Genomic DNA, 16,816 nt, shown 5'->3' with positions numbered 1-16,816 from the left:
ATCCGAACGCCCCCGGTCGATGCCGGATTGGGCGTTTCGTCTACAGATGTAGGCGAAGGCTCGGATCGCAGGAGAGATTATGGGTCACCGTCGCTACACCGTCAGCCTTTTCGCCATTGCATGTGCACTGTCGACACCCGCACAAGCCAATGCGGAGGACCCTGCGGCGAGCGGCGATCCCAACGTGCCATTGCAGCCCGTCACCGAGGGAGCGCGCGTTTTCGAGCCTTCCTATTTCGAACAGTTCGCGCCCCGCAACGCGCTCGACATGGTGCAGCGCCTTCCCGGGTTCTCGATCAAGGGCGGCAACGACCAGGGCCAGCGCGGCCTCGGCCAGGCGGACCAGAACGTCATCGTCAATGGCGAGCGCTTTTCCAGCAAGTCGGATACGATCCGCGACCAGCTCGCCCGCATCCCGGCCGGCGACGTTATCCGTATCGAGCTGGTCGACGGCAACTCGCTCGACATCCCGGGTCTCACCGGCCTCATCGCCAATGTCATCTATGCCAGCGAGGGCGCATCGGGCCAGTTCAGCTGGCGACCCGGCTTCCGACCCTACAACACAGAGGCGCGCTACCTCGGCGGCGAGATATCGATGACGGGCAGCGACGGCCCGCTCGATTTCACCGTCTCGCTTTCAAACGACAACAACCGCTTCGGCGCCGACGGACCCATCCTGGTCACGGCTGCCGACGGATCGCTGATCGAGGAACAGCAGACCAAGTTCTCCGGCGGGTTCGACAATCCCAAGCTGGCGACCAATTTCACCTATGACTTCGGTGGCGGGGCCTTTGCCAATCTCAACCTGAGCTACGGCGAGGACTTCATCTTCCGCGACATGCCAGAGACCGGCTTTCCGCTCGTGGGACCGGTAAGAATGCGTGATGCCCATGTGCGCGAGCGCGGCCCGCGATACGAGATCGGCGGCGATATCGAGTTCCCGCTCGGCCCCGGCACGCTCAAGCTGATCGGCCTCGAGCGCTACCAGCGCGACAATATGACCGCCGTGGTCGTCGACACATTCGACGACGGCAGCACCGCCGAAGGATCGCGGTTCGAGCGCCGCGACGGCGAAGGCGAGCGTATCGGCCGTTTCGAATACGGCTGGAACATGTGGAACGCCGACTGGCAGCTGTCGGGCGAAGCGGCCTTCAACCGGCTCGACCGTAGCTCGCGCCTCTCCATCCTCGAACCCAATGGCGAGTTCGAACAGGTCGCCTTTCCCGCCGGCAATGGCGGCGTGACCGAGGATCGCTACGAAGGCACGCTCAGCTTCTCGACCCAGCTCAGCCCGACACTTTCTCTACAGGCGATCGCGGGCGGCGAATATTCGAAAATCGAACAGACCGGCTCGGCTGCCAATGCCCGATCGTTCCAGCGGCCCAAGGGATCGCTCGCGCTGAGCTGGAAGCCTGCGGACGATTTCGACGTGTCGATCACCGGCGCGCGGCGGGTCGGCCAGCTGTCCTTCGGCGCCTTTCTCGGCAGCGTGAACCTCAATGACGACAACCAGAACGGCGGCAACAATGCGCTCGTCCCGCCGCAGAGCTGGGAAGTCGATGTGGAGGCGAACAAGAGCCTCGGCGCATGGGGTTCGCTCAAGTTCACCGCCAGGCAGGCCTGGTTCGAGGATTTCATCGACTGGTTCCCGCTCGACGATGGCGGCGAGGCACGCGGCAATATCGGCGATGCGACGCGTACGCATCTCGAACTCACCGCGACAATCAACATGGACCCGATCGGCTGGAAGGGCGCGCGTTTCGACATCAACGGCGTGAAGCGCTGGATGAGCGTGACCGACGCCTTCACCGGCGAGGACCGGCCTTTCTCGAACGACCTGATCGACCGGCTCAACGTCGATTTCCGCTATGACATTCCCGACAGCGACTGGGCGGTGGGCAGCGGCATCAACACCTTCAACCCGGCCGGATATTCGCGCCGCTACGAGGTCGGCCGCGGCTGGGAAGGCCCGACATTTGCCTGGCTCTTCGCCGAGCACAAGGACGTCTTCGGGCTGACCGTGCGCGCGACGGCGGGCAATATCCTCGGAGCGCGCAATTACTTCGAGCGCACCGTTTACGAGGGCGACCGGCCCGACGCGCCGGTGGCCTTCCGCGAGTATATGGACCGCCGCATCGGCCCCATCTTCAACTTCCAGATCAGCGGGGATTTCTAGCGCGCGCTTGCAATCGCGTCGCGCGCTGGCAGGTTGCGGAGCCATGAAGCACCGGACCCTTGCGCTCGCCCTTGCCCTCATTGCCTCGCCAGCCGCCGCGCAGCAGGCCGAAGAGGATGCCCGCATCTATCTCGACAGGATCGCAGCGCTCGACGATGCGGGGCCGCAGCTCAACGCGGTCATCTCGGTGAATCCGGATGCCCCGCGCGAGGCTGGCGAAGCGGAAGCGGCCGGCCTCACGCTCGCCGGGCGTACGGTGCTGGTGAAGGACAATATCGAGACCGCCGAATTGCCGACGACGGCGGGTTCTCTCGCGCTCGCGGAGAATCTCACCGGCCGCGACGCGCCGCTGATCGCCGCTCTGCGCGCGAATGGCGGCGTGGTCCTCGGCAAGACCAACCTCTCCGAATGGGCAAACATCCGCGACAATTCCTCGACCAGCGGGTGGAGCGCGGTGGGCGGGCTCACCCGCAACCCGCACGCCACCGACCGTAACAGTTGCGGTTCGTCGAGCGGCAGCGGCGCGGCCGTGGCAGCCGGTCTCGCGTGGGCGGCCATCGGCACCGAGACCAACGGATCGATCACCTGTCCCGCCAGCATCAACGGCGTCGTCGGCTTCAAGCCGAGCGTCGGGCTGGTCAGCCGGACGCATGTCGTGCCGATTTCAAGCACGCAGGACACCGCCGGCCCGATGACGCGCAATGTTGCCGATGCCGCCCTGCTGCTCTCGGCAATCGCCTCGGAAGACGAGGCTGACGCGGCGACCGTGGGCGTGCCGCGGCGCGCCGATTATCACACGGGGCTCGAGAACTTCTCGCTCGAAGGCGTGCGCATAGGCGTCATGCGCAACCAGGTCGGCAACCGCGAGGACCTGACGCAGGTGTTCGATACCGCGCTCGCCGATCTCGAAGCTGCCGGCGCCGTGCTGGTCGATATCGAGTTCGATCCCAATAACGAGATGTATGGCGACAGCTTCGCTGTGCTCATGTTCGAGTTGCGCGAGGAAATGGACAAGTATCTCGCCAGCCTGCCGGGCGAGAACATGCCGCGCAGCCTCGCCGACCTCATCGCCTTCAATGAAGAGAATGCCGAAGCCGAGATGCGCTGGTTCGGGCAGGACCTGTTCGAACTCGCCGAAAGCTCGACCGACCGCGAGGCCTATGAGAGCGCGAAGGCAGATGCCGTTCGCATAGCGGGCGAGGAGACGCTCGATGCGCTGATGACAGAGCACCAGGTCACTTTCCTCGTAGCGCCAACGCGCGGCCCCTCCTGGACCACGGACCTCGTCAATGGTGACAATTTCAACGGGCGGATCGGGTTCGGCTCTCCCGCCGCGATCGCGGGTTATCCGCACCTGACCGTGCCGATGGGCGATATCGAAGGCCTGCCTGTCGGCATCAGCCTGTTCGGCGCCAAATGGGCGGACTTCGAAGTGCTGCAGCTGGGCGCGGCCTATGAACGCGTGCGCAGCGCCACGCTGCCCGAACCCCGGTTCGGCCCGTGGGAACCGGCGGCGCGCTGACAGGATTAGGGGACCGTGGAGTTCGAACCGCGCATCCTGATGTTCGTCATCTTCGGGCTGGGCCTGACGCTGGCGGTTTCGCTCGAGAAGAGGCTCGCCCGCTTCTGGCTGTCGCTGCCGATCGTCTATGTCGCGGCCGGGTTTGTCCTCTATTCGCTGCCTCTCGGGCTGCCCAACATCAATCCCTCGCTCGACGGCTTCGACGCGCTCGCGCTCGAATACATTACGGAATTCATCGTCATCGCATCGCTGATGGCTGCAGGCATCGCGATCGATCGTCCGGTGAGCTGGAAGAACTGGGGCCAGATATGGCCGCTGCTGGTGATCGCCATGCCGTTGACGATCGCCGCGGTGGCCTTCCTCGGATGTTGGGCGCTCGGCCTGCCGGTGGCGAGCGCGCTGCTCCTCGGCGCTGCGCTGGCGCCGACCGACCCCGTGCTCGCGCGAAGCGTCCAGGTCGGCCCGCCGGGCGAGAACCAGCGCCATGACGTGCGCTTCTCGTTGACTGTCGAAGCCGGCATCAACGACGGGCTCGCCTTTCCCTTCACCTATCTCGCTATTGCCGCTGTCGGCATGACCTCGCTGGGCAGCTGGACGCTCGAATGGGCGGCGCTCGACCTCCTGTGGCGGATCGTCGCGGGCGTGGCAGTCGGCTGGGCGGTGGGCCGCGCAGGCGCATGGTACGTCTTCGAGCGCGAGGCCGATGCGCCGATGAAGGAGATCGAGGAAGAGGACGACGCCGCGCAACCGAAATATTCCACCAGCGAGGGGCTGATCGTGCTCGGCACGCTGTTGCTGGGCTACGGGCTGGCGGAACTGGTCGAAGGCTACGGTTTCCTTGCCGTGTTCGTCGGCGCGGTAACGGCACGCCAGCGCGAGAACCGCAGCCGCTATCACAAGCTCAGCCACCACTTCATCGACCAGATCGAGCAGATCGTGCTGGTCGCCGTCCTCTTCGGCTTCGGCGCGATGCTGGCAAGCGGCGTGCTCGATGCGCTGACCTGGCCCGCCGCGCTGGTCGGCATCGCGCTGATCTTCGTGATCCGCCCGCTGGGCGGCCTCTTGTCCGAAAGCCTGTGCGACCTGCCGCTGATCGGCAAGCTCGCGATCGCCTTCCTCGGCGTTCGCGGGATGGGCTCGATCTACTACCTCGCCTACGGGCAGAACCATGCCAGTTTCGAGGGCCTCGATATACTCTGGGCCACCGCCAGCTTCACGATCCTGCTGTCGATCGTGGTCCACGGCATCGTGGCTGGCCCCTTCATCGCCTATGTGGAGAGGCGGCGCGCGCACATCCACGAGGGTCAGGACGAAGAAATGGTCGGACTCGCGCCAGATGACCGCAGGCTGGCGATCGAACCCTTCTCGAAACCGGAATAGCAAAAGGGCGGCAGGATCGCTCCCGCCGCCCCTTCGATAGCGTCAAACTGCGCGAAGATTACTTCTTGGCAGCGGCCTTCTTGGCCGGAGCCTTCTTCTTGGCAGGTGCCTTCTTGGCTGCGGGCTTCTTCTCGCCCTCGTCCTTCTTGGCGGCAGCCTTCTTGGCCGGGGCCTTCTTCGCCGGAGCCTTCTTGGCAGCAGGCTTCTTCTCGTCCTTCTTGTCGTCGGACTTCTTGGCGGCTGCCTTCTTGGCCGGAGCCTTCTTCTTCGCCGGCGCCTTCTTCTTGGCGGGCTTCTTGGTTTCCTCGGTCTCGTCGGCTTCGATAGCGGCTTCGAGTTCCTCGCGCGTCACTTCGCGGTCGGTGATCTCGGCCTTGTCGAAGAGGAAGTCGACGACCTTGTCTTCATAGAGCGGAGCGCGCAGCTGGGCGGCAGCCATCGGCTCGTCCTGGATGTACTGCATGAACCGTTCACGGTCTTCCGGGCGATACTGCTGGGCGGCCTGCTGGATGAGCATGCTCATCTCGTTCGGCGTGACCTGCACGTTGTTCGCCTGGCCGATTTCCGACAGCAGCAGGCCAAGGCGCACGCGGCGCTCGGCGATGTTGCGATAGTCGTCCTTCTCGGCTTCCATCTCCTTGAGCATCTCTTCTGGGTTTTCCGAACGAGCGGCTTCCTGCTGGAGCTGGGTCCAGATCTGGCTGAACTCGGCATCGACCATGCCCTGCGGCACTTCGAAGTCGTGGCCGGCAGCCAGCTGGTCGAGCAGCGAGCGCTTCATCTGCGTGCGGGTAAGGCCGGCAGTTTCCTGCTCGAGCTGGCCGCGCAGCAGTTCCTTCAGCTTGTCGAGACCGTCGAGGCCGAACTTCGAGGCGAAGTCGTCGTCGATCTTGCTCTCGCCTTCGACCTGGACCTTCTTCACGGTGACGTCGAACTCGGCCTTCTTACCGGCCAGATGCGTCGCCTGGTAATCTTCGGGGAAGGTTACCTCGATGGTCTTGGTGTCGCCGGTCTTTACGCCGGTGAGCTGGTCTTCGAAGCCGGGGATGAACATGCCCGAGCCGAGCACGAGGGCTGCGTCTTCGGCCTTGCCGCCTTCGAATTCCTCGCCGTCAACGCGGCCGACGAAGTCGATGATCAGCTGGTCGCCTTCGGCTGCCTTCTTGGTCTTGGCAGCGTCCTTGTAGCTCTTGTTGTTCTCGGCAAGCTTGCCGATCGCGTCCATGACTTCCTCGTCGGTGACGGGAACGGTCAGGCGTTCGATCTTGATGTCGTCGGTCGAGGGTGCCTCGACTTCGGGCAGCACTTCGAGTTCCACGGTGAGGGTGGCGTCCTTGCCTTCCTCATAGCCTTCGCCCAGCTCGACCTTCGGCTGCATCGCCGGCTTGAGCTTGTTGTCGGCCATGGTCTTGTCGACCGATTCGCGAATCATGTCGTTCACGGCCTGTGCGTGAAGCTGTTCGCCATGCATCTTGCGTACGAGGTTCGCCGGGACCTTGCCGGGGCGGAAGCCGGGCATCTTCACCTGCGGGGCGATCTTCTTGATCTCCGAATCGACGCGATCGTCGATTTCCTTGGCCTTGATGGTGATCGCGTAGGCGCGCTTGAGGCCTTCGTTGGCGGTTTCTTTGATCTGCATGGGGTTGGAACTCGTGGTTTACTGTCTGTCTGTGCGAGAGGCCTGCAAGAGGGCGAAACTGGTGCGGGCGAAGGGACTCGAACCCCCACATCTTTCGATACTGGTACCTAAAACCAGCGCGTCTACCAATTCCGCCACGCCCGCAAACCGCAAAGCGAGGCTGTGCGCCAACGTGGGTACGCCGCGCATATAGGCGCGTGCCTCTAGTAGGATGCGACCAAAAGGGCAAGCGGGAGGGAGAGGAATGGAACCGGCAAATATGATAGTCTGTTTATTCCAGCGCCCCAGCGAAGGATTTTGACATGGCGACGCAGCCCGACCCAGACACGATAAACCCCGGTGCGCCGCCGGAAATGCCGCCGGATCCGCAGCCGAACGAGGCTCCGATGGAAGAGCCGCCTTCGATCGAGCCGACGCCGCCCGATTTCGACGAACCCGGCCCCTCGCCGCTCGAAACACCGCCGCCGCCCGATTGATCTTGCCGCGCCGCCCCGCGCACATTACAGGCGCGCGCCATGACCGAAGAAACCAAAGCCCAGACCCCGCCCCTGCACCTCTCGGTGAACCCGAAGAGCGAGCATTTCGACGTCGACGTGCTCCAGCGCGGCGTGGGCATCAAGTTCAAGGGTCGGACCCGCACCGATATCGAGGAATACAACATCCCCGAAGGCTGGGTGCGCGTGCAGGCGGGCAAGACCGTCGACCGCAAGGGCAACCCGCTCACCCTGAAGCTCAACGGTCCCGTCGAGGCCTGGTTCGAAGACCTCGGCGACAATCCGCCGGTCGCGAAGGCCGACTGACCCGGCCCTTTCCTACAGGGGCCGCGCGATGGCAGGGGGCATGAAGATGCCGACTGTCTCCCGCCGGAAACCGTTGAAAACCGCCGCCTGCGCCCCAAATTCGCGCGGCGGCGTTTTTCTTTCCAGGACCGTGTTCCATCCGTTCCAAGCTGTTGGAACACCCTCCCGGCCTTGCCAAACCCCCGGCAATCGCCCACCTGCCCGCAAGGCAAGACCATGAGCGCAACACAGAAACCCACAGTCATCATCATCGGCCGGCCCAACGTCGGCAAGTCGACGCTGTTCAACCGGCTCGTCGGCAAGAAGCTCGCGCTGGTCGACGACCAGCCGGGGGTGACGCGTGACCGCCGCATGGGCGATGCGGAGATTGCCGGTCTCGAATTCACAGTGGTCGATACCGCTGGCTGGGAAGACGAGGACGCGGAAAGCCTGCCGGGCCGGATGCGCAAGCAGACCGAAGTCAGCCTCGAGGGCGCAGATGCCGCGCTGTTCGTGATTGACGCGCGCGCCGGCCTCACCCCGCTCGACGAAGAGATCGCCCGCTGGCTGCGCTCGGAGGAAGTGCCCGTGGTGCTCGTCGCGAACAAGGCGGAAGGCAAGGCGGCCGAAGCCGGCATCCTCGAAAGCTACAGTCTCGGGCTGGGCGAACCTCTCGGCGTGTCGGCAGAGCATGGGGAAGGCATCGCCGACCTGTTCACGGGTCTCTGGCCGATCATCGGCGCCAAGGCCGAAGCAGCAGAGAAAGCCGCCGAGATCGAGGCGGAGCAGGACGAGGAAGACCTCTCCGGCCCGCTCAAGCTCGCCATCGTCGGACGCCCCAATGCGGGCAAGTCGACGCTGATCAACCGCATGCTGGGCGAAGACCGCCTGCTGACCGGCCCCGAGGCCGGGATCACGCGCGACAGCATCGCCGTCGACTGGGAATGGCACGATCCCAAGACCGACGAGATGCGCCAGATCCGCCTGATCGACACCGCCGGCATGCGCAAGCGCGCCAAGGTCACCGAGAAGCTGGAGAAGCTCTCGGTCGCCGATGCACGCCGCGCGATCGACTTCGCCGAAGTCGTGGTGCTGCTGCTCGATGCGACCAAGGGCCTCGAACACCAGGACCTCAAGATCGCCAGCCAGGTCCTCGAAGAAGGCCGCGCGCTGATCGTTGCGATCAACAAGTGGGACATCGCAGAGAATGCGTCGTCGCTGTTCAACGGCATCCGCGAGGCGCTGAACGAAGGCCTCAGCCAGGTGCGCGGCGTGCCGCTGTTCGCGGTCTCGGCAAAGACGGGCAAGGGCATCGACACCATGCTCTCCGCCGCATTCGAGATCCGCGAGGCATGGAGCCGCCGCGTTCCGACCGCAGCGCTCAATCGCTGGTTCGACGATGCGCTGGCCGCCAACCCGCCGCCCGCGCCCGGCGGCCGCCGGATCAAGCTGCGCTACATCACGCAGGCGAGCACGCGCCCGCCGCGCTTCGTGGTCTTCGGCACGCGCCTCGACGATCTGCCCAAGAGCTACGAACGCTATCTTGTGAACGGCATCCGCGCCAAGCTCGGCTTCGATGCGGTCCCCGTGCGCGTCGTGCTGAAGAGCCCCAAGAACCCCTACGATTCTAACCGCGGCGGTGGCGGCAAGTTCTCCGGCGGAGAGGGGCGTGACTGACGCGCTGCTGCTCATCCCCGGTATCGAGCTGCTGGAGCGAACCAGCTCCTCGATCCGCGTGCAGAACGTGGTGCAGCTGTCGATGGCACCCGCCTTCCTGCTCGCAGGCATCGGCGCCGTCATGAACGTCATGACCAACCGCCTGATCTGGGTCGCCAACAAGATCGAGAAGATCCTCAAGGTGAGCGACGGCGACGAGGGAAGCGAGCTGCTCGTCGAACTCCCCGCGCTGGAGAAGCGCCGGGTACACGCACAGCGCGCCGTGATGCTCAGTACGGCATCGGCATTCACGATCAGCATCGTGATCATGCTGCTGTTCGTGAGCGCTTTCGTGAAGGCTCCCCTGGGGACGTTCGTTGCCCTCACGTGGCTCATCACCATGGGCCTGCTGATGGCCGGTCTCGCCTCTTTCCTGCTCGAAACGAGGGTCGCGGCCCGGCGCAATCGCGAACGAATGGAAGAACGCACCTACGGCCCGTAGATTTGGCCGACTCGCCTCGCGGGTGCTAGAAACCAAAGAAAACAGCATCTGCCAGCATTTCATGGGTCGCGGACGGAGACCGACCATGAAAACCCCCATCACCCTCGGCATCGCCCTCGCCGCGCCGCTCGCGCTGTCCGGCCCGATGAGTTCGCCCACCTCCGCCGCGCTTAGCGAGGCCCAGCTGGCCGCGCTCGACCCCACCCTGCCCGGCCGCAACGCCTGCCGTGGTTTCTTCAGCGGCGCTGCCGCGCTCGACCGGCGGCTGGAACTGGCACGGTCCTTCGGTGCGAGCCAGCTTGCCACTTCGGCGATCGGCCTGATCGGCAACACCGGGAAATACGACCTGCCTGCCACCGGCCTCACCGGCGAGGCACGCAGCTATTTCGACCAGGGCATCGCGCTGACCTACGGCTTCAACCACAAGGCCGCGATCCGGTCCTTCCGCGAGGCTGCCCGCCTAGCTCCCGACTGCGCCATGTGCTGGTGGGGTGTCGCGCTGGCCAATGGACCGAACATCAACGCGGGCATGGACGATGCGGCGAACCGCGATGCACTGGCCGCACTCGAACGCGCGAGCAAACTGGCGGTTGATGCCAGCGAGACCGAACGTGCGATCATCGCCGCGCAGAAAGAGCGCTATTCGCTCGAAGGCGACCGTCCCGCGCTCGACGCGCGATATGCAGACGCGATGGCGGGGCTCGCCGATGCGAATGCCGGGAACGACGATTTGCAGATCCTCGCGGCCGAAGCGGCGATGAATACCACGCCGTGGAACTACTGGACCGAAGCCAAGGAAGCGCAGCCGCGCATCGGCAAGGCGGTCGAGCGTATCGAGACCGTGCTCGCGCGCAATCCTGAGCACCCACAGGCCTCGCACCTGCTCATCCACCTGCTCGAGAACGGGCCCGATCCCAAGCAGGCAGAGGCCGCAGCGGACGAGCTCAACCGAAGCGGTCCGCGCGCCTTGGGGCACCTCGTGCACATGCCTGCGCATATCTACTACCGGATCGGGCGATACGGGGATTCGATCGAGGCAAATATCGCTGCGGCACGCGCGGACGAGGCCTATCTCGCCAGCGCGCCCGAGGACGCGCTGTATCGCTACGGCTATTATCCGCACAATGTCCACTTCCTGCTGACCAGCGCGCAGATGATCGGCAACATGCAGGCGGTGGCGAGCGAGACTGCGCGGCTCGAGAGCATCCTCGATGCCGATATCGCGCGACAGCTGGCCTGGGTGCAGGCGATCCATGCGGCGCCGCATTTCGCGCTCGCACAGACGGGTTCGCCGCAAGCGATACTTGCGTTGACGAATGAGAAGTCCGACCTCGCCTATGTCGACGCGATGCGGCTCTATGCCCGCGCGGTCGGCTATGCGCTTGCGGGTGACGCAACCTCGGCCGAGGAAGTGATCGGCGAGATCGACGCGATGATCGACGCCCCCGACGTGCAGGCTATGACCGAGCAGGGCTTCCCCGCTCCCGATATCGTCAAACTGGCGGGACTGGCCGCACGCGGGCGGCTGGCACTGGCCAACGGCGATCCGGCAGCAGCGGTGCGCTATTTCGAACTGGCGGAAAGCATCGAGGCGACCATCCCCTATTCCGAGCCGCCATTCTGGTACTACCCGGTCGCGCAGTCGCGCGGTGCGGCGCTCTACAAGATGGGCCGCTACGAAGAGGCCGTAGCGGCCTTCCGTAAGGCATTGTTCCAGGCCCCAAACAATGGCTGGGCGCTGTATGGCCTGTCGAAGGCGCAGGCGGCGGCGGGCAACCGGATGGAGGCGCGCGCGGCCAGCGCCAAGCTCGACGAGATCTGGCAGGGCGAGACTGCCTGGCTGTCGATGGACCGGCTCTAGAAGGTTCGGTTCACCGCGTAATTCCGCCCGAACGGGGGCAGGCGGTTCCTGCGGCGAGACCGTAGGCGGGTGGTTGCGTCCTGTTCATGCCGGCTGCGCATCAATCCGCCTCAGCAAGAGAGGAGAACGCCATGTCGCGGATTCACTTGTCGATCGAGCAGAGGTGCTCGGATAGCTGCGGCCCGATGGTCGTCGACGCGCTGGATGTGCCTACGGCCCTCGCCATTGCCGACATCAACATGCGCGATGGCAGCGCGGAGCTATGGGACGGCGAGCACAGGCTGGGCCGGCTTATCAAGCACGGCGGCGATTACGCAACCTTCTGGGAGCTGGGGCGGAACTAGCCCTCTTCGCCCTCACCCGCAGCCTTGGAGTTGAGCTGCACGTAATTCTGCAGGCCCATGCGCTCGATCATGTCGAACTGGGTCTCGAGGAAGTCGACATGCTCTTCCTCGCTCTCGAGGATACGCTCGAAGATCTCGCGGGTGGTGTAATCGCGCACTTCCTCGCAATGCGTGATCGCATCGCGAAGCAGGGGGATCGCTTCCATCTCGACCGCAAGGTCGGCCTTGAGGATTTCCTCGACGGTCTCGCCGACCTTGAGCTTGTGGATAGCCTGGAAATTGGGCAGCCCGCCAAGGAAGAGGATGCGTTCGGCAAGCACGTCGGCGTGCTTCATCTCGTCGATCGATTCGTGCCGCTCGTATTCGGCGAGCTTGGTCACACCCCAATCGGCGAGGACACGGTAATGCAGCCAGTACTGGTTGATCGCGGTCAGTTCGTTGGTGAGCGCCTTGTTCAGGAACTCGATGACCTTGGCATCGCCCTTCATGCTTTTCATCTCCGTCGGAATGTGTGCGCATTCTATGCGCGCAGCACGCCGACGGCACAAGCCGAAAAGGTGGAAAAACGGCGGAATTCCGCCAGTTGCGAGCGATTTTCAGTAGCGGAAACTAGGCCGCGACGCTGGTCGGCTTGAAGGCCAGTTCGCGCTCTTCGAAGATGATCGCCTCGGCTTCATCGAGGCAGGTTCCGCAAGCAGGACGCTTGCCGAGCGAAGCGTAACAGGCTTCCGCATCGCCCGGACACCGGCGCGCTGCGTTGCGCAGATCGGTCTCGCGAATGGCGTTGCAGATGCAGGTGTACATGCGCTCGAGCTTCCTTTGCGATTGATTCGCAAGAGCAGATGTAGTGCGAATCATTCGCATTAGCAAGCCTTCAGCGACGCAATGCGAACCGCTTCCCATAAGTAAGGCAGCGCCACAGCCATTCGAGCGGACCATACCGAAAGCGATCGAGCCATTCTTTGGACCAGAGAAGCATTGCGGCCCAGGCGACGAGGACCACGCCATACAGCTCTGTCCGGCCGAGCTGACCGAAGAGGTCGAGCCCCCAGTTCCCGAACACGACCAGCATGACGAGCGAACAGCCGAGGTAGTTCGTGAACGCCGCCCTGCCCGCGGCGGAGACCCGGTCGCCCAGCCAGCTGCCTGCGTGCGGCGCGTAGAGCGCCAGCAAGGCTGTCAGGCCGAGCACCATGGCAAGCCTCGGGAAATGCGAAGTGCCGACGAAAGCGGTGAGCGCACCGTAGTAGGTGACGCCCCCTTTCATCGTCTCGAGCGCTATGACCAGAAATGCGGCCGCCCCCACTATCAGGCCGGTCCAACCCCAGAAGCGCTGCTTTCGCCGGTTCATGCGACCCTCGAAGAGACCCCACCTGTAGAGCGCCATTCCGATCAGCATCAGCGGCAGGGTCTCGAAGGCGAAGAAACCCAGCATGCTCAGCTGGTCTGCAGCGTGCTTGTCGAACGTGTGTCCCACGAAATCCGCATAGCTGCCGTCCTGCCTGATCTGCGTTTCAGCAACCCCGTCGGCGAGGTCCTTGTCGCGCGTTTCGTTGAACTGCTCCTGCATTTGCTCGAGGGCGACACTGCCGCCGTGATCGCCTTCCGCGATGTTTTGCATGAACAGCATCGTCGCCGCGTAGAAGATGCCACCAGCGACATAGCCGAGAAGGCCGAGCACCATCTGCTTCTTCGCGCTCAGTCCGATGAAGAAAGCGACCGCAATCAGGCCGCACACCGCGTAGAGAAGCAGGATGTCGCCGCGCCAGATAAAGTAGTAGTGAAGCAGTCCGAAGACGCCCAGCCAGGCCAGTCGCCGCGCCTGAAGCCAGCGCGTCGCACCCTTCGCCCAGGCTTTCTCCATGAAGAGATAGAGGCCCGCGCCGAACAACAGGGTGAACAGCCCGCGCATCTTTCCGTCGATCAGGACGAATTGCGCCACCCACATCCAGTCTTCGCTTGCCGAATGATCTACCGTGAATGCGGTCGGATACATGTAGGCCGTGAATGGCTGACCCATGGCGATGATGTTCGCGGCAAGGATCCCCATGACCGCGATCCCGCGGATGAAGTCGAGGCTGGCGATCCGCCCCCCTGCCTCGGCGACCGGTTTCACCTCAGCTGGCACAGGACCTGTATCGGAATGCGCATCGCTCACGTCGTTTCCTCCCGCCTCATGCCTCCTTCATAGAGCGAGGAGGCGCTGCAGGAAGACGCACTTCCAGTGAGCGCACAGATTTCGGATCGCGTCCGCGCCTCGTCAGCGGGTAACGAGGCAGTCGTCCCCGCGCCGTTTGAGGGCGGCACATGCCCGGCGTGCTTCCTCGCGATTCGCATAGCCACCGGCCTGCAGGATGGTGAGGCGCCCGGCAGCTTTCTCGATTCGCTGCCGCCCCGCGAATTCGGGCATGTCCGCCACCTTCTGCCACATCCGGCCGACGTTGCCCGGGACCCCGAACGCACCGAGTTGCACCTTCCACGGACCGCTGGACGCAGGCGACGCCGTGGCGGTTGCAGGTGCAGATGCCTGGCGCGCAGGTGCCGGAGAGGGCGGCGGCGGTGGCGCCGGTGCTGCCACAGCCGCAGGAGCCGGAGCAGGAACGGGAGCAGGAACGGCGGCCCGCGCCACTCCTCGTGCAGGCGCTGCAACGGCGAGCCTGTTGTCGACAGAAGGTGCCTGCGCCGTTTCGCGAATCCGCGAGGCGAGCATCACGGCCTCGCTCTTCTGCTCCTCGTTCAGATAGGGCTCCATCCGCGCAAGCGCCCTTCCGGCCTGCTGCAGCCCGTCGTCACTCGCAAGAGAGGCCAGTGCAAAGGCGAGAGGCCAATCGCGTTCCGCGACGTCGCCGTTGAAATGCGCGATCGACAGGAAATAGCGCGAGGCCGCATCGCCGCGGCGCGCTGCTGCTCGCAGGAAAGGCAAGGCATCGGCTTCGGCGCCGCGCTGAAACAGGAGCACGCCGTAAATGTCCGCCGCCTGCTCGTTCCCTGCTTCGGCGGCCTGCGCATAATAGCTCTCCGCGCGCACGAGGTCCTGCGAAACGCCGAGTCCCAGGCGATATGCCTGGCCGAGATTGAAGAGCGCGTGGCTGTCGCCGGATGCCGCTGCTGCCTCGAATTCGCGCACTGCCTCCCTGTAGTCGCCTGCCTGCCATGCGGAGACGCCGGCGCGCGTATCCGCCATTGCGGGCGCGGTCACCAGCACCGCAATCGCCGCGGCGCAGGGCAGTACGAATTGTTTACCAGATATCGCCATAACCCAATCCCATACGAAGCGGCGCCGGACCTCACCGGACCGCTGGGACCGGAATAGCAGGCCGCGTCTTAACATCCCGTCGCTACCCGCAAAATGCGGAATGTTTAACGGGATTAACCTTAAATTAGGGGTAGTCTGCGATCCCCGTTTCGAGACCGCCGCAAACACCGCGGCAGATTGATTGAACAGGCGCTATAGGGGGACCTAGCCTTGCGTGTACTGGCTTTGGCATCGCAGAAGGGCGGATCGGGTAAAACCACGCTCTCCGGACATCTGGCCGTTCAGGCCCAGCGAGCGGGCGCTGGCCCGGTCGTCCTCATCGATATCGACCCGCAGGGGTCGCTCGCCGACTGGTGGAACGAGCGTGAAGCGGAACTTCCCGCCTTCGCACAGACCACCGTTGCACGGCTCGCTTCGGACCTCGCGATCCTTCGTCAGCAGGGCTTCAAGCTCGCTGTGATCGATACGCCGCCGGCAATCACCATGGCCATCCAGTCGGTGATTTCGGTCGCCGAGTTGATCGTCGTCCCGACTCGCCCCAGCCCGCACGATCTGCGCGCTGTCGGTGCCACGGTCGACCTTTGCGAACGCGCCGGCAAGCCGCTGATCTTCGTGGTCAACGCTGCAACGCCCAAGGCAAAGATCACCTCAGAAGCAGCAGTCGCGCTCTCGCAGCACGGCACGGTTGCCCCGATCACGCTTCACCACCGCACCGACTTCGCCGCCTCGATGATCGACGGCCGCACGGTGATGGAAGTGGACCCGGAAAGCCGTTCCTCGGCCGAAATTACCGCTCTCTGGAAATACGTCGCGGACCGGCTCGAGAAGCAGTTCCGCCGCACCGTCTTCTCTGCGCCCAACCAGCAGGCGCAGCAGCCCGGTGCCTATCGCCCAGCCGGTGGCTTCGGCCGTCGGGTGGCACAGTAAGAGCAACTAAGGAAAGGCGGAGGCCAGCCGGATGTCAGACGCCAATTTCGCTTCTCTTTCTTCGACCCTGCTCGCACGCAAGGGCGGCGCCAAGCCTGCCATGCGTCCGCAGTCGGCGGCACAGGGCCCGGTCGACGGCGTCTCTGCCGCGGCCAACCTCGAAGACCTGGGCTGGAACGACATGGGCGAAGACGCCCCTGCGCCCTCGCCCGCAAACTTCGATGATGCCGATGCAGGCGAAGCACGCCGCTTCATGCCCAAGGCGCCCACGCTGGCGGAAACGGGCCTGATCAAGAGCGGCGTCGCAGAAGACAGTGAAGATGCGGATCTTGCGCACGACAACGATGCGCATGACCACGAAGCTGCAAGCGCGGAAATCGTGCCCATCGGATCGCGCCAGAACAACGAATCGCAGAGCGCGAACAGCGTGCGCGAATCGCTCGACAAGATCGCCAGCCAGCTCGGCCAGCAGGAAGCCGGAGACGAGGTCGCAAGCCCGACCGAAGTTCGCTTCGACGCTGCCGCTGCCATCGCTGCGCCGACGAAGAAAAAGAAGACCAAGCCCGCCAAGCGCACCAGCGCGGCGAGCAAGGGTAAGCGCGCTGCCTTCACGCTGCGCCTCGACCCTGAGCGTCACCTGATGCTTCGCCTTGCCTGCACCGTTCGCGGCAGCAGCGCACAGCAGCTGGTGACCGACGCACTTGACGGCCTCCTGGCCGAAATGCCGGAAATCGCGAGCCTCGCTGCCCAGGTGCAGCAGCGCTCACACTGAGA

Annotated in this window: 16 protein-coding genes and 1 tRNA gene; 11 read left to right on the top strand and 6 right to left on the bottom strand. The window is 64.5% G+C overall.

Annotated features, from left to right (window positions below):
* Positions 1–79 precede the first annotated feature (79 nt).
* The 3 genes from K3163_RS03315 to K3163_RS03305 are packed head-to-tail and all read left to right on the top strand — an operon-like array spanning position 80 to position 5,078.
* Positions 80–2,176 (top strand): TonB-dependent receptor plug domain-containing protein, encoded by a 2,097-nt coding sequence (locus K3163_RS03315; RefSeq protein ID WP_221552252.1) that lies wholly within the window; start codon positions 80–82, stop codon positions 2,174–2,176.
* 43 nt (positions 2,177–2,219) lie between these two features.
* Positions 2,220–3,698 (top strand): amidase, encoded by a 1,479-nt coding sequence (locus K3163_RS03310; protein ID WP_221552250.1) that lies wholly within the window; start codon positions 2,220–2,222, stop codon positions 3,696–3,698.
* A 15-nt stretch (positions 3,699–3,713) separates the two neighbouring features.
* Entirely contained in the window at positions 3,714–5,078 is a 1,365-nt protein-coding gene (locus K3163_RS03305) for a cation:proton antiporter (RefSeq protein ID WP_345719694.1), read from the top strand.
* 58 nt (positions 5,079–5,136) lie between these two features.
* Here K3163_RS03305 and tig read toward each other — a convergent pair whose 3' ends face one another.
* Together tig and K3163_RS03295 are read right to left on the bottom strand one after the other, a co-directional pair.
* Entirely contained in the window at positions 5,137–6,717 is a 1,581-nt protein-coding gene (gene tig, locus K3163_RS03300; RefSeq protein WP_221552242.1) for a trigger factor, read from the bottom strand.
* A 59-nt stretch (positions 6,718–6,776) separates the two neighbouring features.
* Positions 6,777–6,861, bottom strand: a tRNA-Leu gene (locus tag K3163_RS03295).
* A gap of 158 nt (positions 6,862–7,019) precedes the next feature.
* Here K3163_RS03295 and K3163_RS03290 point away from each other — a divergent pair.
* From K3163_RS03290 to K3163_RS03265, 6 genes are all read left to right on the top strand, one after another.
* Entirely contained in the window at positions 7,020–7,193 is a 174-nt protein-coding gene (locus K3163_RS03290; RefSeq protein ID WP_221429220.1) for a hypothetical protein, read from the top strand.
* 39 nt (positions 7,194–7,232) lie between these two features.
* Positions 7,233–7,517, top strand: coding sequence for a DUF3297 family protein (locus tag K3163_RS03285; RefSeq protein ID WP_221429221.1), 285 nt, complete (start codon positions 7,233–7,235; stop codon positions 7,515–7,517).
* A 216-nt stretch (positions 7,518–7,733) separates the two neighbouring features.
* Positions 7,734–9,173, top strand: a complete 1,440-nt coding sequence (der, locus tag K3163_RS03280; RefSeq protein WP_221552219.1) for a ribosome biogenesis GTPase Der — start codon at positions 7,734–7,736, stop codon at positions 9,171–9,173.
* The gene (locus tag K3163_RS03275) at positions 9,166–9,654 is read left to right on the top strand and encodes a DUF2721 domain-containing protein (RefSeq protein WP_221552217.1); all 489 of its coding nucleotides are present in this window, start codon (positions 9,166–9,168) and stop codon (positions 9,652–9,654) included. The genes der and K3163_RS03275 overlap by 8 nt, the downstream gene beginning before the upstream one ends.
* An 85-nt stretch (positions 9,655–9,739) precedes the next feature.
* Complete coding sequence (locus K3163_RS03270; RefSeq protein WP_221552216.1) at positions 9,740–11,515, top strand: tetratricopeptide repeat protein; 1,776 nt, start codon at positions 9,740–9,742, stop codon at positions 11,513–11,515.
* 131 nt (positions 11,516–11,646) lie between these two features.
* Positions 11,647–11,859, top strand: coding sequence for a hypothetical protein (locus K3163_RS03265; protein ID WP_221429225.1), 213 nt, complete (start codon positions 11,647–11,649; stop codon positions 11,857–11,859).
* Here K3163_RS03265 and bfr read toward each other — a convergent pair.
* From bfr to K3163_RS03245, 4 genes are all read right to left on the bottom strand, one after another.
* Positions 11,856–12,347, bottom strand: coding sequence for a bacterioferritin (bfr, locus tag K3163_RS03260; RefSeq protein ID WP_221429469.1), 492 nt, complete (start codon positions 12,345–12,347; stop codon positions 11,856–11,858). The two genes, K3163_RS03265 and bfr, sit on opposite strands and share 4 nt — an antisense overlap.
* 121 nt (positions 12,348–12,468) lie before the next feature.
* Positions 12,469–12,663 (bottom strand): (2Fe-2S)-binding protein, encoded by a 195-nt coding sequence (locus tag K3163_RS03255; RefSeq protein ID WP_221429226.1) that lies wholly within the window; start codon positions 12,661–12,663, stop codon positions 12,469–12,471.
* A 70-nt stretch (positions 12,664–12,733) separates the two neighbouring features.
* On the bottom strand, positions 12,734–14,017 hold the full coding sequence (locus K3163_RS03250) for a DUF418 domain-containing protein (RefSeq protein WP_345719693.1): 1,284 nt from the start codon (positions 14,015–14,017) through the stop codon (positions 12,734–12,736).
* A 102-nt stretch (positions 14,018–14,119) separates the two neighbouring features.
* Positions 14,120–15,115, bottom strand: a complete 996-nt coding sequence (locus K3163_RS03245) for an SPOR domain-containing protein (protein WP_221552214.1) — start codon at positions 15,113–15,115, stop codon at positions 14,120–14,122.
* A gap of 210 nt (positions 15,116–15,325) precedes the next feature.
* Between K3163_RS03245 and K3163_RS03240 the strand changes: the two genes are divergently transcribed.
* Together K3163_RS03240 and K3163_RS03235 are read left to right on the top strand one after the other, a co-directional pair.
* Complete coding sequence (locus K3163_RS03240; protein ID WP_221429228.1) at positions 15,326–16,042, top strand: ParA family protein; 717 nt, start codon at positions 15,326–15,328, stop codon at positions 16,040–16,042.
* Between the two features lie 31 nt (positions 16,043–16,073).
* Positions 16,074–16,814, top strand: a complete 741-nt coding sequence (locus tag K3163_RS03235) for a hypothetical protein (protein WP_221554020.1) — start codon at positions 16,074–16,076, stop codon at positions 16,812–16,814.
* The last annotated feature ends 2 nt before the right edge of the window (positions 16,815–16,816 follow it).

This window comes from Qipengyuania xiapuensis, from assembly GCF_019711395.1.
Classification (GTDB): domain Bacteria; phylum Pseudomonadota; class Alphaproteobacteria; order Sphingomonadales; family Sphingomonadaceae; genus Qipengyuania; species Qipengyuania xiapuensis.
The sequence above is the reverse complement of the archived record's forward strand: the minus strand, read 5'-3'. Positions and strand labels throughout refer to the sequence as shown.